This is a genomic window from Brevundimonas sp., assembly GCF_016742135.1.
Lineage (GTDB): Bacteria > Pseudomonadota > Alphaproteobacteria > Caulobacterales > Caulobacteraceae > Brevundimonas.
The window spans coordinates 173,677-191,784 of sequence record NZ_JACVCG010000005.1 but is presented as its reverse complement, the minus strand read 5'-3'; the positions used below and the strand labels follow the sequence as shown (position 1 = coordinate 191,784).

19 protein-coding genes are annotated in these 18,108 nt (G+C 68.0%); 14 read left to right on the top strand and 5 right to left on the bottom strand.

The window, feature by feature from the left end:
- Positions 1-26 precede the first annotated feature (26 nt).
- The gene (locus tag IBJ06_RS11960) at positions 27-2,132 is read left to right on the top strand and encodes a S9 family peptidase (protein ID WP_292160611.1); all 2,106 of its coding nucleotides are present in this window, start codon (positions 27-29) and stop codon (positions 2,130-2,132) included.
- A gap of 149 nt (positions 2,133-2,281) precedes the next feature.
- Here the strand turns inward: IBJ06_RS11960 and IBJ06_RS11955 are convergent, their stop codons facing one another.
- Entirely contained in the window at positions 2,282-2,593 is a 312-nt protein-coding gene (locus tag IBJ06_RS11955) for a hypothetical protein (RefSeq protein ID WP_292160610.1), read from the bottom strand.
- A 797-nt stretch (positions 2,594-3,390) separates the two neighbouring features.
- On the opposite strand from IBJ06_RS11955, the gene IBJ06_RS11950 reads away from it, so the two are divergent.
- Positions 3,391-4,251: an alpha/beta hydrolase gene (locus IBJ06_RS11950; RefSeq protein WP_292160608.1), complete on the top strand. Its 861-nt coding sequence runs from the start codon at positions 3,391-3,393 to the stop codon at positions 4,249-4,251.
- 57 nt (positions 4,252-4,308) lie between these two features.
- Positions 4,309-5,754 carry an AMP nucleosidase gene (locus IBJ06_RS11945; protein WP_292160606.1) on the top strand — a complete coding sequence of 482 codons (1,446 nt, stop codon included), beginning with the start codon at positions 4,309-4,311 and terminating at the stop codon, positions 5,752-5,754.
- A 6-nt stretch (positions 5,755-5,760) separates the two neighbouring features.
- Here IBJ06_RS11945 and IBJ06_RS11940 read toward each other — a convergent pair whose 3' ends face one another.
- Positions 5,761-6,513 carry a class I SAM-dependent methyltransferase gene (locus tag IBJ06_RS11940; RefSeq protein ID WP_292160604.1) on the bottom strand — a complete coding sequence of 251 codons (753 nt, stop codon included), beginning with the start codon at positions 6,511-6,513 and terminating at the stop codon, positions 5,761-5,763.
- Positions 6,514-6,635: 122 nt separating this feature from the next.
- Between IBJ06_RS11940 and IBJ06_RS11935 the strand changes: the two genes are divergently transcribed.
- The 4 genes from IBJ06_RS11935 to IBJ06_RS11920 are packed head-to-tail and all read left to right on the top strand — an operon-like array spanning position 6,636 to position 9,710.
- Positions 6,636-7,262, top strand: a complete 627-nt coding sequence (locus IBJ06_RS11935) for a hypothetical protein (protein WP_292160602.1) — start codon at positions 6,636-6,638, stop codon at positions 7,260-7,262.
- Between the two features lie 2 nt (positions 7,263-7,264).
- On the top strand, positions 7,265-7,579 hold the full coding sequence (locus tag IBJ06_RS11930; RefSeq protein ID WP_292160600.1) for a transcriptional regulator: 315 nt from the start codon (positions 7,265-7,267) through the stop codon (positions 7,577-7,579).
- A 56-nt stretch (positions 7,580-7,635) separates the two neighbouring features.
- On the top strand, positions 7,636-8,415 hold the full coding sequence (locus tag IBJ06_RS11925) for a tyrosine-protein phosphatase (protein ID WP_292160598.1): 780 nt from the start codon (positions 7,636-7,638) through the stop codon (positions 8,413-8,415).
- Positions 8,412-9,710, top strand: a complete 1,299-nt coding sequence (locus IBJ06_RS11920) for an anthranilate synthase component I family protein (RefSeq protein ID WP_292160595.1) — start codon at positions 8,412-8,414, stop codon at positions 9,708-9,710. Before IBJ06_RS11925 ends, IBJ06_RS11920 begins: the two co-directional genes overlap by 4 nt.
- Here IBJ06_RS11920 and IBJ06_RS11915 read toward each other — a convergent pair.
- Genes IBJ06_RS11915 through IBJ06_RS11905 form a run of 3 tightly spaced genes read right to left on the bottom strand, consistent with a single transcriptional unit; the run spans position 9,707 to position 11,191 of the window.
- Entirely contained in the window at positions 9,707-10,255 is a 549-nt protein-coding gene (locus IBJ06_RS11915; protein ID WP_292160592.1) for a TadE/TadG family type IV pilus assembly protein, read from the bottom strand. The two genes, IBJ06_RS11920 and IBJ06_RS11915, sit on opposite strands and share 4 nt — an antisense overlap.
- Positions 10,252-10,791: a TadE/TadG family type IV pilus assembly protein gene (locus IBJ06_RS11910; RefSeq protein ID WP_292160590.1), complete on the bottom strand. Its 540-nt coding sequence runs from the start codon at positions 10,789-10,791 to the stop codon at positions 10,252-10,254. The genes IBJ06_RS11915 and IBJ06_RS11910 overlap by 4 nt, the downstream gene beginning before the upstream one ends.
- Position 10,792: 1 nt before the next feature.
- On the bottom strand, positions 10,793-11,191 hold the full coding sequence (locus IBJ06_RS11905; RefSeq protein ID WP_292160588.1) for a pilus assembly protein N-terminal domain-containing protein: 399 nt from the start codon (positions 11,189-11,191) through the stop codon (positions 10,793-10,795).
- A 272-nt stretch (positions 11,192-11,463) separates the two neighbouring features.
- Between IBJ06_RS11905 and IBJ06_RS11900 the strand changes: the two genes are divergently transcribed.
- From IBJ06_RS11900 to IBJ06_RS11870, 7 genes are all read left to right on the top strand, one after another.
- Entirely contained in the window at positions 11,464-11,643 is a 180-nt protein-coding gene (locus IBJ06_RS11900) for a Flp family type IVb pilin (protein WP_292160586.1), read from the top strand.
- An 886-nt stretch (positions 11,644-12,529) separates the two neighbouring features.
- A complete protein-coding gene (locus IBJ06_RS11895; protein ID WP_292160586.1) occupies positions 12,530-12,709 on the top strand; it encodes a Flp family type IVb pilin in 180 nt (59 codons plus the stop codon).
- A 125-nt stretch (positions 12,710-12,834) separates the two neighbouring features.
- Positions 12,835-13,350 carry a prepilin peptidase gene (locus tag IBJ06_RS11890; RefSeq protein ID WP_292160584.1) on the top strand — a complete coding sequence of 172 codons (516 nt, stop codon included), beginning with the start codon at positions 12,835-12,837 and terminating at the stop codon, positions 13,348-13,350.
- 119 nt (positions 13,351-13,469) lie between these two features.
- Entirely contained in the window at positions 13,470-14,390 is a 921-nt protein-coding gene (cpaB, locus tag IBJ06_RS11885; protein ID WP_292160582.1) for a Flp pilus assembly protein CpaB, read from the top strand.
- The gene (locus IBJ06_RS11880) at positions 14,387-15,820 is read left to right on the top strand and encodes a type II and III secretion system protein family protein (RefSeq protein ID WP_292160580.1); all 1,434 of its coding nucleotides are present in this window, start codon (positions 14,387-14,389) and stop codon (positions 15,818-15,820) included. Before cpaB ends, IBJ06_RS11880 begins: the two co-directional genes overlap by 4 nt.
- 8 nt (positions 15,821-15,828) lie before the next feature.
- Positions 15,829-16,509: a CpaD family pilus assembly protein gene (locus IBJ06_RS11875; RefSeq protein ID WP_292160578.1), complete on the top strand. Its 681-nt coding sequence runs from the start codon at positions 15,829-15,831 to the stop codon at positions 16,507-16,509.
- A 6-nt stretch (positions 16,510-16,515) separates the two neighbouring features.
- Complete coding sequence (locus tag IBJ06_RS11870; protein ID WP_292160576.1) at positions 16,516-18,045, top strand: CpaE family protein; 1,530 nt, start codon at positions 16,516-16,518, stop codon at positions 18,043-18,045.
- The last annotated feature ends 63 nt before the right edge of the window (positions 18,046-18,108 follow it).

Here is an 18,108-nt window from a genome sequence, read left to right as displayed (position 1 = left end):
TCTGCGAAGCTCAAGAGGTCCGGCGCATGCGATCCCTTCCGACATCCCTGATCCGCTCCACGGCGGCAGCGGTCGTTCTGGCCGTCAGCCTCATCGCCGCCCCGGCGGCAGCACAGGCCCAGACCCGGGACGCGGGGGCCGAGCCCTTCACCTACGAGGTCATGCTGGGCCTGAACCGGCTGTCGGACCCCCAGGTTTCGCCCGACGGTCACTGGGTGACCTATCAGGTGCGGGCGGTCGATCCGGTCAACGGCGGGGGCGGAACCACGCTGTGGCTCCAGGATCTGACCGGATCGGATGAGGCCCGCCCCCTGTTCCCGAGCGGCGGACAGGGCAATACCGCCCGCTGGGCGCCCGACGGCGGCACCCTCTACTTCCTGTCGTCACGCTCCGGCTCTAACCAGGTCTGGGCCACCGACACCGAGGGCACCGAACAGGTCCAGGTCACCGACCTGCCGTTTGATGTTCAGGGCTACAAGATCTCGCCCGACGGCGAGCGACTGGTCGTGGCGCTGGCGGTCTATCCGGACTGCGAGACGCTCGCCTGTTCGGTCGAACGGGCCGAGGCCGAGGCGGCGCGCCGCAGCACCGGCCGCGTATACGACCGCATGTTCGTTCGCCACTGGGACACCTGGAAGGACGGCACCCAGAACCATCTGTTCGTCGTGTCGCTGGGCGCCGATGGCCGGGCCGAGGGCGATCCCGTCTGGGTCACGCGCGGCTTTGACGGTGACACCCCCTCCAAACCCTTCGGCGGCGAAGAGGACTTTACCTTCACGCCCGACGGCCAGGCCGTGGTCTTTTCGGCGCGTGAGGCCGGCTCGAGCGAGCCGTGGAGCACCAATTTCGACCTGTGGCTGACCGACGGCCTCGGCGACAGCGGCGCCTTCACCAATCTGACCGACAGCAATCCGGCCTGGGATGCCGGTCCGGTCTTCTCCCCCGACGGTCGCACCCTGGCCTATCGCGCCATGGCCCGGCCCGGCTTCGAGGCCGACAAGTTCAGCATCATGCTGCGCGACATGGAAACCGGTCAGGTCCGCCAGATCGCCGCCAACTGGGACCGCTCCGCCAGTAGCCTGTCCTGGGGCCCGGACGGCAACACCCTCTATGTCACCGCCCAGGACACCGGCCACTACCGGATGTTTGCGATCGATACCCGTAACGGCGTGGTCATCCCCTTCACCGGCGAGGGCTCGGTCGCCTCCAGCAGCCTGACCCCCTCGGGCATCGTCTATTCGCTGGCCGCCCTCGATCAGCCGGGCGACCTCTGGTTCAAGACCTACCGGGGCCGCGAAATGCCGCGCCGCCTGACCGAGATCAATCCGGTCCTCGGAGAGCTGGCGTTCGGCGAGGCCGAGCAGTTTACCTTCAAGGGCTGGAACGATGAAACCGTCCACGCCTGGGTGATCAAGCCCGCCAACTATGTCGAGGGCCGGAAATACCCCGTCGCCTTCCTGATCCACGGCGGGCCGCAGGGCACCTTCAGCAACAACTGGTCGTGGCGCTGGAACCCCCAGACCTATGCCGGGGCCGGCTATGCGGTGGTGATGATCGATTTCCACGGCTCGGTCGGTTACGGCCAGGCCTTCACCGACTCGATCAGCCAGCACTGGGGCGATCGCCCGCTGGAAGACCTGCAGAAGGGCTGGGCCCACGCCCTGCGGACCTATCGCTTCCTCGACGGTGACCGTGCCTGCGCGCTCGGGGCCTCCTACGGCGGCTATATGGTCAACTGGATCGCCGGCAACTGGCCGAATGCCTTCAAATGCATGGTCAACCACGACGGGGTGTTCGACACCTTCGCCATGGGCTTTTCGACCGAGGAGCTCTGGTTCACCGAATGGGAGAACGGCGGCACCCCGTGGGAAAATCCGCGCGGTTACCAGGAATTCAACCCCGCCAACCATGTCCACAAGTGGAACACGCCCATGCTGGTCATCCAGGGCGATCTGGATTTCCGCGTCCCCACGACCCAGAGCCTGTCGACCTTCACCGCCCTGCAGCGTCAGGGCATCGAAAGCCGCCTGCTGGTCTTCCCGGACGAGAACCACTGGGTGCTCAAGCCCCAGAACAGCCTGCAATGGCACAATGAGGTGTTCGGCTGGCTGGACAAACACATCGGCGAGTAGGTCACTCATCTCCTCCCCGCTCGCGGGGAGGGGGACCCTGCGAAGCCTTGGCGGAGCAGGGTGGAGGGGGCGACACCGCCGTATCGCCACGAAAAAGGGACGCGGAGGTCACGCCTCCGCGTCCCTGATTGTTTGCGCTGGACCGATGCCTAGCGGCGCAGGTCGGCGCGCTGCTCGCTGATCCGCTCATAGCGGGCGTATTCGCGCTCCGTCATGCAGCGGGGGGTGGCCCAGCGCTCACCGGCATCGCGTGCCGCCAGCAGATCCCGGGCCGACACGAACACCGGCCGCTCGCCGTACTCCCGCTCAAAGCTGGCCCGTGTGGCGGCGTCCTCGCCGCAGATCATCACGGCCTGTGAGGGCGCGCGCTGCGTTTTCGGATCGACCGAGGCCGAGGCGGGGACCGCCGCCGCGAGGGCCAGACCGGCGGCAAGGGACAGCGACAGGGCAGTACGGATCATGGGCGTAGGCCTCCAGCAAAAGGGGGACGCTCCCGGGCGTCTTCCCGCCCACAATGCGCTGATCGGCCCGAATGTAAATATTATATGACAGTTTGTGACAGGAAAAATGACATCTGCTTGGTATACGGCCTGTTTTTATGCGGAGGGTCGAGCGCTTGTCTCCTCCCTGACGAAGTCGGGGAGGGGGACCGCGGAGCGGTGGAGGGGCTCTTTGCCCCACCCGCGCCTTCAAGAGCCCCTCCGTCTCGGCTGCTCCGCATCCGATCCACCTCCCCATCTTCGATAGGGAGGAGACAACAGCCATCACAGTCGCCCCCGAAAACCCCAGTTCCTTCAACGCCCCTTCCGCTTCCCGGACCGTTCTTCCCGCCCTCGTCACCGCTTCCCCCATACTGTCCGGTTGCCACAACCCCGGCTGACGGAGACGCGCATTTCAGACGGTTCAGACGGTTCAGACGGTATTCTTCACCCCCTCTCCGTTGGGACCCGAAGGGCAGCGCGTAGCCTGAGAGGGGGCAGGGGGTGAGGGGTTCACCCTGTCCTTCGGCGTGTGCCGTCGCACCGGCCCTGCCACGGCTGTCGCCGACGCCCACCGCCGACCCTCATCCGGCGCTCACGCGCCACCTTCTCCCATCGGGAGAAGGATACACTTCACCGTTGGGTCCGATTTCAGACCCTTCAGACTATTCAGACGGTATTTTCCCCACCCCGTCCCACCACCCAGCTCCCTCCCCGGCAGCCAAATCCCGCGCTCGCGCGTATCTAGGGTCCCCATGACGCCGATCCCGAGTTCCTCCATGACCCGCCGTGCCACCCTGGCGACCCTGCTGGCCGGGCTCACCGCGGCCTGTTCGCCGCTGGGCCTGCTCAACAGTCTGGGCCCGCGCGATTCCGGCGCCCGGCGGGTGGCCCGCGACCTGCCCTATGGCGATGACCCGCGCCAGAAGTTGGATATCTACGCGCCCGATGCTGCCTCAATCGCAGCGCCGGTCCCGACCCTGGTGTTCTTCTATGGGGGTGGCTGGGATTCGGGCTCGCGCGACGTCTATGGCTGGGCGGCCCAGGCCCTGGCGGCCAGGGGGTTTGTCGTGGTCCTTCCCGACTACCGGCTGGTGCCGGAGGTCCATTTCCCCGGTTTCATCGAGGATGCGGCCATGGCCACGGCGGCCGCGGCCGAACGGGTACGCGACCTTGGAGGGGATCCCGACCGCCTCGGCGTGCTCGGCCATTCGGCCGGCGCCCATCTGGCCATGATGATCGCCCTGGACCGGCGCTATATGGCCGCCGTCGACCGGCCCGGACTGATCCGGGCAGCGGCGGGACTGGCCGGGCCCTACGAATTCCTGCCGTTCGATGTGAAGGCCTCGATCAATGCCTTCGGTCGCGCCCCCGACCCGACCCTGACCCAGCCGATCACCTTCGCCCGCGCCGACGCCCCGCCCCTGTGGCTGGGCCACGGCACCGACGATACCGTGGTCCATGCCGAGGACACCCGCCTCTTGTGCGAACGCATGGACGCGACCGGCGGCACCTGCACTGCCCGCTTCTATGAGGGGCTGAACCACGCCGACCTGATTGCGACCTTCTCGCCCCTGTTCCGCAAGAAGGCGCCCGTGCTCGCCGAGGTGTCGGACTTCTTCCAGCGTGAGCTGGTCTGACCGGCCCTTGTGCTCTTGCCGTCTCGCCAAGGTCATACTGTTCCGCTAGAGGAGGCCATGACAGAGCAAATGACCCCCGACGCGGTACTCGACCGCCTTGAAACCCTCTACGCCAAATCCGTCGACACCCTGCGCCAGGCGGTGCGGGACTTCGTTGACCACGGCACCCGCCCCGACCCGGCCGCTCGGGCCGACGGCCTGTTCGCCTATCCCGAACTGCGCATCCGCTGGCACGGCGACCGGCCCCAAGACCTTCAGCCGCGTGCCTATGCCCGGCTGTCCAAGCAGGGCACCTACGCGACCACCATCACCCGGCCCGACCTGTTCCGCAGCTATCTGAAGGAACAGCTGACCCTTCTGGCCGACGAATACGACGCCACCTTCGAGGTCGGCCTGTCGCGACAGGAAATCCCCTTCCCCTATGTGCTGGACGGGGCCGAGGTCGCGCTGGATCGGTCGATGACCGCAACCCTCGCGCGCTGGTTCCCGACCACCGAGCTGGCCCATATCGGCGACGAGATCGCCGATGGCCTGTTCGACGCATCGGGCGATTTCCCCCTGTCGCATTTCGACGGCCTTCGGACCGACTTCTCCCTGGCGCGGCTCCGTCACTACACGGGCACTTCGGTCGATGACGTCCAGTCCTATGTGCTGTTCACCAACTACAATCGCTATGTGGACGAGTTCGTCAGCTGGGCCATCGCCGAGCTGAAGCGCCCCGGCAGCCCTTACCTGACCCTGTCCTGCGCCGGCGGGATCGTGATCACCCGCGACACGGCCGATCCCGAGGCGGCGATCAGCGACACGGCCTGGAAGAAGCACCAGATGCCCGCCTACCACCTGACGGCGCCGGGCGCGAAAGGCATCACCCTGGTCAATATCGGCGTCGGTCCTTCCAACGCCAAGACCATCACCGACCATCTGGCGGTGACCCGGCCGCACGTCTGGCTGATGATCGGTCACTGCGGCGGCCTGCGCGCCAGCCAGTCCATCGGCGACTATGTGCTGGCCCACGCCTATCTGCGCGACGACCATGTGCTGGATGCGGTGCTGCCGCCGGACATTCCCATCCCGTCCATCGCCGAGGTCCAGCGCGCCCTCTATGACGCGACCAAGTCGGTCAGCGGCATGCCGGGCGATCAGGTCAAGCTGCGCCTGCGGACCGGCACGGTGGTGACCACCGACGACCGGAACTGGGAGCTGCGCTACACCCGCTCGGCCCTGCGCTTCAACCAGAGCCGCGCCGTCGCCATCGACATGGAATCGGCCACCATCGCCGCCCAGGGCTATCGCTTCCGTGTGCCCTACGGGACCCTGCTGTGCGTGTCCGACAAGCCCCTGCACGGGGAGATCAAACTGCCGGGCCAGGCCAACCGCTTCTACGAAGGCTCGATTTCGGAGCATCTGCAGATCGGCATCCAGACCGTCGACCTGCTGCGCGAGGAGGGCGAGCGCCTGCACTCCCGCAAGCTGCGCGCCTTCGACGAGCCGCCGTTCCGCTAGGCCAGATCAGGCCTCGGGCTTGCGCATCAGCTGCAGGGCAAAGCCGGTATAGGGCCGGGCAAAGGTCAGGAAGGACCGGACCCGGTCGGCCGTCGCCTCGATGTGCGGGCGCTCGATCCGGTCGGGGTGGGCGGCGATCCAGTCACGCGCCGCCCGGTCCATGGTTTCGATATAGGTCTGCCAGGTCGCATCATCGGCCAGGTGAATGTCCAGCACCTCCAGCCCGGCGGCCCGGGCGGCGGCTGCCCAGTCCTCCAGCGGGGTACAGGCATTGGTCAGGGCCATGACCCGCGCCAGCGGCTCGGGCGGGATTTCGGTCCAGTACAGGTCGCCCCAGACCAGCAGCCCCCCGGGCGCCAGATGGTTGGCCAGCTCTCGGAAGGCGTCGGTCGGGTGGCGGTGCTCCTCACCCACCGGATCGGTGGCCCCCACGCACAGGATCAGGTCCTGCGCCGGCAAATCCTCCAGCAGGGTCAGCGACCGCATGCGGCTGAGCGTGACCCGGTCCGCGACGTCGGCGGCATTGATCCGCGACTGGGCCAGCGCCGCCACGGCCATGTCGACCTCGACCGCCTCGACCACCATGTCGAAGTCGCGCGCGAGACTGATCGCGAGGGTGGCATTGCCCGCCCCGATTTCCAGCGCCCGACCTCCTGCCTTCGGCTGCGCGGGTGCGAGGAAGGCCCGGAAGGTCTCCAGCGTCAGGGCGTTGCAGACCTCGATCTCTTCATAGGCGAGGCGGTGGAAATTCATGCGCATGGGCCAGCCGTAACGCCATGGCCTCGCATGGCCACAAGAAAGCACTTTACATTGCAAAGTATATGGGGCAATCAAGGGTCACGCACGGGGCGCAGTGCCCCGCCAGACGGAGGGAAGGGCCCATGCCCGGTCACGACACCGCGTCCCCGCAGGACGACATCGCCTATATCCGCACCCTTGCCGAAGAGGGGCGCCATACACCCCTGCTGAATGGCCCGATCATGGTCGCCGCGGCCCTGATCTTCGGCCTCGCCAGTGTGGCTCAGTGGGCCATCCAGGCGGGGGTGGTGGACGTCAGCCCCTGGGCCCAGCTGTGGATCTGGGTCGCCGCCGGCGGTCTGTTCGCCGTGGCGCTGTCCCTCCTGATCCGGCGCGCCAGCGCCAGGCCGGGCTACAGCTCGACCAGCAATCAGGCCGTCGGGGCCGCCTGGTCCGCCGTGGGCTTTGGCATCTTTGCCAGCTGGGTCGCCTTCCTGGCGGTCGGGCTGGCCAATGGCGACTGGAGCCTGATGCGGGCCATGCCGATCATCGTCTTTGCCGCCTATGGCTCGGCCTGGACGGTCGCGGGCACCATGGCGCGCAAGGGATGGATGAAGCTGACGGCGCTGGCCGCCTATGCGGGCGCGGCCCTGCTGGGTGTCTTCATGGATACGCCGGTCGGCTATCTGGTCTTTGCGGCCCTGCTGGTGTTCGTCGCCCTGCTGCCCGGACTGGCGCTGATGCGCCAGGAACCCCGCGAGGTCGTCTGACCATGGCGGACCTTCCTTCGGATGCGTTCGACATCAATGAGATCGACGACGTCATTCATGGCCGCGTCCGGCTGGGTATCATGGCCTATCTGTCCAGCGCGGGCATGGCGGACTTCAGCGACCTCAAGGCCCGCCTTAAGACCACGGACGGCAATCTGTCGGTGCATCTTCGCAAGCTGGAGGAGGCGGGTTTCGTCGAAATCAGCAAGCGATTCGTGGGGCGAAAGCCCCTGACGGAGGCGCAGCTGACCGAGGCCGGACGCACCGCCTTCATGGCCTATCTGGATGCCCTGTCCGCCCTTATGCCGCCCCGCTGACCGACACGGCGAACCGTCACGGTGGCACCTCCGCCCGACTGCGCTATGAGGAGGGCATGAGCGAGCGGCTGAAACGGTTTGAGGCGATCGACAACTTCCGCGACTTCGGCGACTACGCCGGGGTCGCGGGTCGCCATGTGCGGCCCGGGCGGCTGTTCCGCAGCGCCCATCAGGCGCGGGCGACCGAGGCGGATCTTGTGGCGCTCGCGGCGCTCGATCTCGGGGTGGTGGTCGACCTGCGCCGGCCCAGCGAGCGACGCGGCCAGCCCAGCCGCCGGCCCGCGGGCTTTGCGGCCCGGCTGATCGAGAGCGCCCACGACGACGGGGGCGAGGCCCCCCACATGACCTTCCTGAAGACAGCTGACCTGACGGAAGAGTCGGGCCGGGCCTTTATGACGGACACCTATCGCCGCCTGCCGTTCGAGGCGTCGCACATCGACCTGTTTCGCCGCTATTTCGAGGCCCTGGCCGACAGCGACCGGCCGGTGCTGATCCACTGCGCGGCGGGCAAGGACCGGACGGGCCTGCTGGCGGCCCTGACCCATCATTTGCTGGGGGTCGGCCACGACGACCTGATGGCCGACTATCTGCTGACCAACACGGCGGTCGATCTGGAGGGACAGGCAGCCTTTGTCGCCGAACGGCTGAAGGCCCTGACGGGGCGTACGGCCTCGCATGCGGCGGTCGTCGCCTTTCTGGGGGTGGCACCGGAGTTTCTGGATGCGGCCCTGGCCGAGATGACGACGACCCACGGCTCGGTCGACGGCTATCTGGCCGGGGTGCTGGGCATCGATACGGTCCGTCGTGACCGGATCCTTGAGCGGCTGTCGGCATGATCCGCCCTTGGGCGGCGCGGCGGGAGCGCGCCCTGCCGTGGCGTGATCCGCTTGAGGTGCTGCAGGCCCTTGGGGCGCGCGACGGCACGCTCGGCCTGTTCAGCGGAACGGGCGGCCGGGTGCTGATCGCCACTGCCCCGGATGCCGTCCGCCAGCTCGACGACGACGCGGCAGAGGTCGCGGCCCTGCTGGATGACCCCGCTTGGAGCGAGGGTGCGGTGCAGTTGCTGGCCTATGACGGGGGCGCCCGTCCGGCGACGGGGCCGAGGCCGTCGATCTGGCCGGACCTGATGGCGGCGCGCTATCCGGCCTGGCTGGTGTTCGAGACGGCCACCCGCACCCTGACCGCGATCGGCCGGGGCGTGAACGCGGCCGGTGCAGAACAGGCCCTGGACGAGGCCGTCAGTTGGCTGCAGGCAGTGCCACCCAGGGCCGTCACTGGTGGCCCGCTGTCCACGACCTTCGACGCGGAGAGCGATGAGGCGGCCTATCGGGCTGCCGTGGCCGATGTCGTGGCGCGCATCGCGGCGGGGGAGCTGTTTCAGGCCAATATCGCCCGGGCCTGGATCGGCGCGCTGAAGCCGGAGGCCGATCCGCTGGACGTCTTCCTGCGGCTGGTCCGGGACAGTCCGGCCCCCTATGCAGCCTTCTGGCGGGTGGGAGACAGGGCGCTGGTCTCCAATTCGCCCGAGCTGTTTCTGACGCTTGAGCCGGGTGGCCGGATCGAGACCCGGCCGATCAAGGGCACACGCCCCCGGCACGCGGACCCCGCCGCGGACCGGGCGGAGGTTGAGGCCCTTCTGGCATCCGCCAAGGACCAGGCCGAGAATCTGATGATCGTCGACCTGATGCGCAATGACCTGTCGCGGGTCTGCGTGCCGGCGTCGGTCCGGGTGGAGCGGCTGTTTCATCCGGAGTCCTATGCCAATGTCCACCACCTGGTCTCGACCGTCAGCGGCAGGCTGTCGCCGGGTCAGGGTGTGGGCCAGGTGATGGCCGCGACCTTTCCGCCGGGGTCGATCACGGGCGCGCCGAAGCATCAGGCCATGAAGGTCATCGCCGGGCATGAGCCCCCGCGAGGACCGTGGTGTGGCAGCCTGTTGCTGCGGGAGGGGCCGGGCCAGCTGACCGCTTCGGTGCTGATCCGCACCCTGGCGTTTGAGCACCGGCAGGGGTGCTGGCACTGGCGGACCCAGGCCGGAGCCGGGATCGTCGCCGACAGCGATCCGGTCGCGGAATCCGCCGAGGTCCTGTCCAAGATTTCGGCGATCAAACGCGCGCTGACCGAGGCCTAGGGCACCAGCGCCACGCGCTCGACCGTGCGCGGCCGCAGATAGAAGGTGTGAGAAAAGGTGGTGATGCCGGGCATCATATAGTCGACCGGCGAATTGTAGTCATAGAGCGACTCGGACACGACCACGCTCTCTCCGACGCCGATCAGGCCGGCGGGCACGGCGATGGTGCTGCCGGTCGCGCGAGCGGTCATGCCGCTGCCCCGGCTCCAGTCGATGCGGACGGTGTTGGCGTCGATCCGCCGGGCGCTCGAGACCCTGAGGCTCAGCCCATTGGCCGTGAAGGGTGTCATGATCAGTTCGCCGATCTCGAAGATGTCGTTGATCTCGCCGTTGCTGATCCGCTCGCGCTGGGCGATCAGGTCGGCGACCATGGCGGCCGAATGGCCGGCGCGCTTCTGGGCCATATAGCCCTGACAGAATTCGGCCAGGCCGAAGTAGAAGAAGATCATCACCGGGGCCAGCATGGCGAACTCGACCGCCGACACCCCGCGCCGGTCAGACCCGAGCCTGCGCCAGGGACGACGGATGAGGCCGCGCCTGCTCATCGCCACGGCTCGTTGCGAAAGGCGGTGGTGGCCGTCAGGATCGCCTTGCCGTCCCCCATCCGGGCCAGACCCTGTTGGAGGAACGGGGTGACCAGCCGGTGGCGATACCAGGCCCGCACCAGCATCAGGCTGCCGGGGTCGCCGCCGTCATAGCCGAGGCCGGCCTCGCTGAAGGTCTGCCCGCCGGTCGGATCGGGAGGATCGGGATTGGTGAACTGGGGGATTTCGCGCACATCGACCGTGACCCTGGAGGCGCAGTCGCCGGCGAAGATGCTCATCCGGGCGCACAGGGTCGTCTTGAACTGATCGGCATTGAAGCCCTGGCTTTCGGCCTGACCGGTGCGTACCAGACGACCGGTCTCGATGACGGCATTTTCAAGCACCGAGTCGAGCACGAAGACAAAGGCCAGTTCGAGAACGGCGAACATCATGAAGAAAAAGGGTGCGGCGACCATGGCGAACTCGACCGCGGTCGAGCCCCGGCGGGCCGCCAGAAAGCGGTCGAGTGCGGTTCGCGCGCGGGCCACCCGGCGCATGTTACGGCGTGCCGGTTGAACGCAGGCTGGGCGAGCAGGTGTTGCCGCAGGCCATTTCGGTCACCTGGCCCCCGCGCCAGACGCGCACCTGGCCCGAGTCCCCGGCGCTGACCACCACCTGACTCTGGAAGACGGTGCGACCGATGCTGTCGACCGCGACGATCTCGGTGACGCCATAGCCCTTGCCGGTGACGAACAGGGTGCTGGCATCGACGACGGTGATGTCGGCGATCTGCGGATTGCCGACGATCACCGAGCCGGCGGGTGCGCGCAGCTGGATGCGGGCGGTCTGGTCGATATCGACCCGCAGCGGGTCCTGGGCCAGGGCCGGCGCGGCAAGGGCCGAGACCACGAGAGCCGCGGCGGCGACCATCAGGGAGCGGGGCATGGTACGGGCCATGGGGCGATCTGCCTTCCAATACATCAGCGCGCCCGCGTCAGGCGCGCGCGAGGCCAAAGGGACCACGGAATCCTCAAGAAACATTAAAGGACCCCGCAGAGGCGGAAATCTAAAGTAAATTCTCCGGTAACCATGAATATTCCAAGCAAAGGTGTTCACTTTACCTGTCCTTAAGCGGTGACGTGCAGGATGAGCGTGTAGGGGGTCAAGCGGGCAAAACCGACGACCCTGATGGTGCAATCGTTAGCTCGCTCAAGAAAAAGGACTATCCAATGACCAAGTTCATCGCTCGCTTTGCCAAGGACGAATCCGGCGCCACGGCCATCGAATACGGCCTGATCGCGGCCCTGATCGCCGTTGTCATCATCTCGGCCGTGACCGCCCTCGGCACGACCATCAAGACCAAGTTCAACGAAGTCGTCACCGGCATGGGTGGCGAAGCCGGCGCCTAAACCGCCGACACGTCTTGAAACCACGGTTGGGGGGCCGGAGCGGCGACGCTTCGGCCCCCTTTCCGTGTTCCGGCACGCGAACGTCCCTCTCGCCCGGGGGCAGAGGTTGGAGGGCAGGCGGAGCGCCGGGCCTTCGCCCGGAGTGAATGAATAAATACCGTTTCGACGAAGACAGACGCTCCGCGCGGGTGGTTTTCCGGGAGCTTGCGTCGGGTGGCCGTGTTCGGGCCTTACCGCAGCGCCCCCGACGGGCGGGGGTGTCCTGCGACACCTCCCGGAACGACTGAGTATCCCCCTCAGCCCAATGTTGAAGGCGGGCCTTGCGCCCGGCGCCCGAAGCCTCCCTGAGACCCGGAAGCCGGACAGCGCCGCCTTCAACCCCGCTCCATCCGCTCCCGCCGCCGCAAGGTCGCAGGCCTTACGAGCCCTCCGCGCGACGGGACGCTGTGAGGATTGCACAGCTCGCGACCTGGTCGGGAAGAACGGTGCGAGACACGGAGGGGGTGTTGAAACGGTTGGGGAATTGCGGGGCGGCCATCGCAACACATGTCTCCTCCCCAAGCAAAGCTGGGGAGGTGGCGCGGCGGCGCAGCCGACGTGACGGAGGGGTTCTTGAGGGTGTGCATGCGGTGAAGAACCCCTCCACCCTCCTTCGCCCTTCGGGCTACGGACGGTCCCCCTCCCCATCAGGGATGGGGAGGAGACGGGGGCATGCGGCGATCGCGTCCGCCGCGTCGCAAAGTAAAAATCAGAGTAAACGACAAATAACCATTACTCTCGACGGCTCCTTAACTGCCCCCGGCTAGGGTGAGCGTGCAATCCGGGGGCTCAGCGGGCGACCGTCTCCCCCACCAAGCCCGCACAAGAACCGACCAAGAGGATACCCATGACCAAGTTCATCGCTCGCTTTGCCAAGGACGAATCCGGCGCCACGGCCATCGAATACGGCCTGATCGCGGCCCTGATCGCCGTTGTCATCATCTCGGCCGTGACCGCCCTCGGCACGACCATCAAGACCAAGTTCAACGAAGTCGTCACCGGCATGGGTGGCGAAGCCGGCGCCTAAACCGCCGACACGTCTTGAAACCACGGTTGGGGGGCCGGAGCGGCGACGCTTCGGCCCCCTTTCCTTTGGCACGAGACCGGACCGGGGAAACCCCGCCTTAACGCGTGTCGTGCGAGGGTTCCGCCATGGACACACTGACCCTGATATTGCTGGCAGCCCTGCCCGCCCTGGTGATCATCGCCGGGCTCAAGGACCTGACGTCGATGACCATTCCGAACTGGATCTCGCTGATCCTGATCGGGGCGTTCTTTCCGACGGCGCTTGCGGTCGGCCTGCCCCTGTCGACTGTGGCCGCCCACGTCGGGGTGGCGATTCTGGCGCTGTTCGTGGGCGCCGGCATGTTCGCCCTGCGCTGGATCGGCGGCGGGGACGCCAAGCTGATGGCGGCCTCCTGCCTGTGGCTGGGCGTGTCGGGGTCCGGCTATTTCCTGCTGTGGACGGGTATCGCCGGCGGAGCCTTCTGTCTGATCCTGATCTTTGCCCGGTTCCATGCCCGTCCCTTCGTGATCGGGGCACCTGGCTGGATCGCGCAGCTGATGGAGCCCAAGGGCGATATTCCCTATGGCGTGGCCATCGCGGCCGGGGCCCTGCTGGCCTATCCGGCCAGCGCGCTGGTCGAGCGATTCGCCGCCGGCTTCTGACGCGGAAGCACTTGTGAATCCGGGCTTAGGGGAGCGTTAACTCGCGCCCTTCATGGTCGTTAACGGTCAGGTTGCCCGAGGCATGATTCGGGTCGACCGCTCGCCGTCGGAGACCCTGGATGAAGCCCGCCCGTATCATCGTGATCTGTGTCGCGGCCATCTCCGCCATCGGCCTGGCCCTGGTGGTGCGCACCATGGGCTCGTCCTCGGGCCAGCCGACCACGCCCGCTGCCGCCGAAGCCCCGGCCGGACCGACCGAGCCCATGGCCAAGGTGCTGGTGGCCGCCAAGGACCTGCAGGCCGGCAGCCGCCTGACCGCCGCGGACATGATCTGGAAGGACTGGGCCGTCAGCGCGGTCGACGCCAGCTATGTCACGGACGGCACGGTGCCGATCCCCGCCCGGGGCCAGACGGCGGCTGAAACCCGGAAGCCCGACGGCGCGGTGGCCCGCGTGACCCGGGCCGCGACCGAGGCGGTCACCCAGGCGTCCAAATCCGATTTCGTCGGCGCCGTCGTGCGCGAAACCATTCTGGCCGGAGAGCCGATCGTGGCGCGCAAGGTCGTGCCGGCCGGAGACAGCGGCTATATGGCCGCCTATCTGGAACCCGGCATGCGGGCCATGGCCATCCGCGTGACCGTCGAGACCGCCGCCGGCGGATTCATCCTGCCCGGGGACCGGGTCGATGTGCTGCTGACGCGCGCAACCAATCTGGCGAACATGGGTGCCCAGGAAGGCGACCGGCCACGCTTTGCCTCCTCCACCGTCCTTCAGAACGTCAAGGTGCTCGCCATCGACCAGGCCACCCGCGTCTCGGACAGCGAGCAGGCGGTCGTGGGCGCCACGGCCACCCTCGAGGTCCGGCCCGGCGACGCCGAGGCCCTGGCGCTGGCCAAGTCCGAGGGGGAGCTGAGCCTGGTGCTGCGCTCCTATGCCGATACCGGGGGTCCGTCCGGCCGGGTCGGGGCCATGCCCAATGCCCAGGGGGGCACGGTGCGTGTCTATCGCGGCGGCGAAACCGAAGTGGTGGTGGTCCCATGAGCCCGATGTCGCGTCTGTTCAGAAGCGGAGGCACGGCGCTCGCGGCGCTGGCGACGCTGGTGCTGGGCATGCCCCTGTCGGCCGCGCCGGTTCAGGCCCAGAGCCGGGAAGTGGTGACCATGGGCACCGGCACGCGTCTGGTCAGCCTGCCGCGCGGCACGTCCATGGCGGTCGATCTGCCGAGCGCCGCCCGGGACGTCATCGTCTCGAACCCCACCGTGGCCGAGGCGGTTCTTCATACGCCGCGCCGTATCACCATCATCGGCCTGGCCCCCGGCGAAACCGATGCCGTGTTTCTGGATGCCGCCGGTCGCTCGATCCTGACGCTGCGGATCCGGGTCGATGCCGGGGTCAGCGCCCTTCAGGACACGCTGGGCCGCATCCTTCCCGGCACCGATGTGCGGGCCGAGGCGGTCAATGACCGGATCCTGCTGACCGGGACGGTGTCCAGCCCGGGCGAGGCGGATCGCGTGACCCAGATCGCCCGGGCCTTCGTCGATTCCCCCGAAAAGATCATCAATATGATGACCATCACGGGCTCGGACCAGGTGATGGTCCGCGCGCGCGTGATCGAGGTGCAGCGCTCGGCCGTCAAGCAGCTGGGATTCGACGTCACCGCCATCCTGGACACGGTTGGTGACGGCCTGCAGCTGACCAATTCGGCGACCTTCGCCGTGTCGGGCAGCCAGCTGGGGGGCGGTGTCCTGCGCTATACGGACGCCAACAATGACGGCGAGGGCCTGACCGGCACCCTGCGCGCCTTCGAGCGGGCGGGCCTGGTGCGGGTGCTGGCCGAGCCCAATGCCACCTCGGTCTCGGGCGAGAATGCCGAATTCCTGGCGGGCGGGGAGTTCCCGGTCCCCGTCGGTCGCGACGACCGCGGCAATATCCTGATCGAGTTCAAGCCGTACGGGGTGCGACTGGCCTTCCGCCCGATCGTGCTGTCCGGTGGGCGGATTTCGCTGCAGCTGTCGACCGAGGTGTCGGAACTGACCACCACCGGGGCCTTTACCCTGGGCGGCACGGCCGACAATGCGCTGGTCATACCGGCCTTGAACGTGCGCCGCGCCTCCTCGACCGTGGAACTGCCGTCCGGCGGGTCGCTGATGATCGCGGGCCTGCTGCGCGAGGATACCCGCCAGAATATCGACCAGCTGCCGCTGCTGGGCGACATTCCGGTGGCCGGGGGACTGTTCCGCTCGCGCGATTATCTGTCGAACGAGACGGAGCTGGTGATCATTCTCGAGGCCTATATCGTCTCGCCGACCAGCCCGGACCGGCTGCAGACCCCGGCGGACGGCCTGAGCATCGCGGGCGATGCCTCGACCCTGCTGTTCGGCCAGTTGACCCAGACCTATGGCCCGGCCCGCCAGACCGGTGACGCCGCGCCGCCCCGCTGGGTCGGCCCGGTCGGCTATGTGATCGAATGAGGCCGGACATGACCCTCCGCACCCCCCGCACCCTTGCTGTCCTGGGCGTCGCCGCCGCGGCGCTGGCCCTGTCGGCCTGTGGGGCCGGCACGGGCACCGGCATGACGCCGCTGACGCCGATTTCGCAGTACTATATGCAGGTCGAGCCGGGCCTCGACCGGATCGCGCTGGCGGTTCACGACCGGGGGATGTCCGCGAACCAGACGGCGGCCATCGACGCCCTGGTCCAGCGCTACTGGGCCTCCGGGACCGGCGGTGTGCTGATCCAGGCCCCGGGCGGCGGCGATGCCGCGGCCTCCGACATGGCCTGGTCGGTCAAGGCGGCCCTGACTGCGCGCGGCGTGCCCGAAGAGCGCATTCGCGTCGAAGGCTATGCCGCCCCTGATCCGCGCGCGCCGGTGCTGGTCGGCTTCGACACCGTCCAGGCGGTGATCCCGAACTGTGCCGCCGTGAACAGCGCCGCCCGCCCCCGCTACAGCAATGCGCCCTCGCGGGGGCTGGGCTGCGCGGTGACGGCCAATATGGCCGCCCAGATCGACGATCCGCGCGACATCGTGCGCCCGCGCGCCATGACGCCCGCGGACTCGGGCCGTGCCGCCGTGGTGTTCCAGAACTATCGCGCGGGTGAGCGGACGTCCGCGCCCCAGGAAGACCTGGTCAATGGTCGCATCGCACGGGCGGTGGAATAGGGCCCGATGAACGCCTCAGCCTTCCCCCGACCCGAAGACGCCTATGACGCGGATCTGGACGAGTCCTTCGATCTGGACATGAGCTATGCCCGGACGGCGGCGCCGGCGCGTGCTCCGGCCCATGAGCCGCTGCAGTTCACCGCCCCGATCGGCAGCGAGCCGTCGGTCTTTCCGGCCGCATCGGCGCCGACCGCCTTTCCGTCAGGGGCCGAGCCCTTCAATCCGGTCGGCGAGCTGGTGGCCGGAGCCTCGGCCGCGCTGGCCCCGATCGGAACCGGCCTGCCCGAGGTCGCCTCCGGCCCCGGCTACGGCCAGCAGGACACCGCCGGCGTCTCGATCCCGCGCATCGCCATCCACGTCTTCGCCGAGCGTCAGGACACGCTGGCGGCCGCCGACCGGGCGGGCAAGGACCGGCGCATGGCGCGCGCCACCACCCACATCCGCGTGGGTGGCATCCCGGCAGCCATCGAAACCTATGCCCATGAGCCGACCCCGCCCCTGATCGTGGTCGAGTGCCTGAAGGACCCGCACACCCTGCTGGCCGAGATCGACAGCCTCGCCGAGGTCTGCGACGCAGGCACCAAGGTGGTGGTAATCGGGGCCACCAACGACATCCTGCTGTTCCGTGAGCTGATGCGGCGTGGGGTCAGCGAATATCTGGTCGCGCCGCTGCAGCCGTTGCAGCTGATCGCGGCCATCGGGGGCCTGTTCTCGGACCCCGCCCAGCCGTTCGTCGGCCGGTCGATCGCCTTCGTCGGGGCGCGGGGCGGAACGGGGGCGTCCTCGGTCGCCCACAACACCGCCTATGCGATGAGCGAGCGGATCGGCGCCAATACGGTGATCGTGGACTATGATCTGCCGTTCGGCACGGCGGGGCTGGACTTCAACCAGGATCCGCTGAATGGCGTGGCCGACGCGCTCAGCCAGCCGGATCGTCTGGACGCCACCCTGCTGGACCGGATGATGGTGCGCTGCACCGACAAGCTCAGCCTGTTTGCCGCTCCCGCGACGCTGGAAACGGACTGGGACATCTCGGTGGAGGCGTTCGAGGAGGTCACCAGCCGCATCCGGGCGACGGCCCCCTTCGTGGTACTGGATCTGCCGCACATCTGGAGCGGCTGGATGCGCCGCAGTCTGATTTCGGCGGATGAGGTGGTGGTGGTTGCGACCCCCGACCTGGCGTCGCTGCGCAATGCCAAGAACATGATCGACCTTGTCCGTCAGGGCCGGCCCAATGATGCGCCGCCGCGTCTGGTGCTGAACCAGGTCGGCGTGCCCGGACGTCCCGAGATTCCGGCCAAGGACTTCGGTGCGGCGCTGGGCGTTCATCCCAGCCTGATCATCCCGTTCGAGCCCAAGGTGTTCGGCACCGCCGCCAACAACGGCCAGATGGTGCTGGACCTGAACGACAAGTCGAAGTCGGCGGCCGCCTTCCAGACCCTGGCCCAGATCGTGTCCTGCCGCGAGTTGCCGGCCGTGGCCGGGCCGAAGGGCAAGGGCAAGTCGATGTTCGGCAGCCTGTTCAGGAAAGGCTGAAGGCCCCGGTGTTTGGCAAGCGCACACAGTCAGTGACCCCGGGGAGCGCGGCCCCGCGCCCGG

Bases quoted from the DNA above. Each gene is read 5' to 3' on its own strand.
- IBJ06_RS11870 (WP_292160576.1), top strand. From the start codon at position 16,516: ATGAACGCCTCAGCCTTCCCCCGACCCGAAGACGCCTATGACGCGGAT.
- IBJ06_RS11895 (WP_292160586.1), top strand. From the start codon at position 12,530: ATGACCAAGTTCATCGCTCGCTTTGCCAAGGACGAATCCGGCGCCACG.
- IBJ06_RS11880 (WP_292160580.1), top strand. From the start codon at position 14,387: ATGAGCCCGATGTCGCGTCTGTTCAGAAGCGGAGGCACGGCGCTCGCG.
- IBJ06_RS11905 (WP_292160588.1), bottom strand. From the start codon at position 11,191: ATGGCCCGTACCATGCCCCGCTCCCTGATGGTCGCCGCCGCGGCTCTC.
- cpaB (WP_292160582.1), top strand. From the start codon at position 13,470: ATGAAGCCCGCCCGTATCATCGTGATCTGTGTCGCGGCCATCTCCGCC.
- IBJ06_RS11890 (WP_292160584.1), top strand. From the start codon at position 12,835: ATGGACACACTGACCCTGATATTGCTGGCAGCCCTGCCCGCCCTGGTG.
- IBJ06_RS11935 (WP_292160602.1), top strand. From the start codon at position 6,636: ATGCCCGGTCACGACACCGCGTCCCCGCAGGACGACATCGCCTATATC.
- IBJ06_RS11875 (WP_292160578.1), top strand. From the start codon at position 15,829: ATGACCCTCCGCACCCCCCGCACCCTTGCTGTCCTGGGCGTCGCCGCC.
- IBJ06_RS11955 (WP_292160610.1), bottom strand. From the start codon at position 2,593: ATGATCCGTACTGCCCTGTCGCTGTCCCTTGCCGCCGGTCTGGCCCTC.
- IBJ06_RS11920 (WP_292160595.1), top strand. From the start codon at position 8,412: ATGATCCGCCCTTGGGCGGCGCGGCGGGAGCGCGCCCTGCCGTGGCGT.
- IBJ06_RS11940 (WP_292160604.1), bottom strand. From the start codon at position 6,513: ATGCGCATGAATTTCCACCGCCTCGCCTATGAAGAGATCGAGGTCTGC.
- IBJ06_RS11950 (WP_292160608.1), top strand. From the start codon at position 3,391: ATGACCCGCCGTGCCACCCTGGCGACCCTGCTGGCCGGGCTCACCGCG.
- IBJ06_RS11900 (WP_292160586.1), top strand. From the start codon at position 11,464: ATGACCAAGTTCATCGCTCGCTTTGCCAAGGACGAATCCGGCGCCACG.
- IBJ06_RS11930 (WP_292160600.1), top strand. From the start codon at position 7,265: ATGGCGGACCTTCCTTCGGATGCGTTCGACATCAATGAGATCGACGAC.
- IBJ06_RS11960 (WP_292160611.1), top strand. From the start codon at position 27: ATGCGATCCCTTCCGACATCCCTGATCCGCTCCACGGCGGCAGCGGTC.
- IBJ06_RS11925 (WP_292160598.1), top strand. From the start codon at position 7,636: ATGAGCGAGCGGCTGAAACGGTTTGAGGCGATCGACAACTTCCGCGAC.
- IBJ06_RS11915 (WP_292160592.1), bottom strand. From the start codon at position 10,255: ATGAGCAGGCGCGGCCTCATCCGTCGTCCCTGGCGCAGGCTCGGGTCT.
- IBJ06_RS11910 (WP_292160590.1), bottom strand. From the start codon at position 10,791: ATGCGCCGGGTGGCCCGCGCGCGAACCGCACTCGACCGCTTTCTGGCG.
- IBJ06_RS11945 (WP_292160606.1), top strand. From the start codon at position 4,309: ATGACAGAGCAAATGACCCCCGACGCGGTACTCGACCGCCTTGAAACC.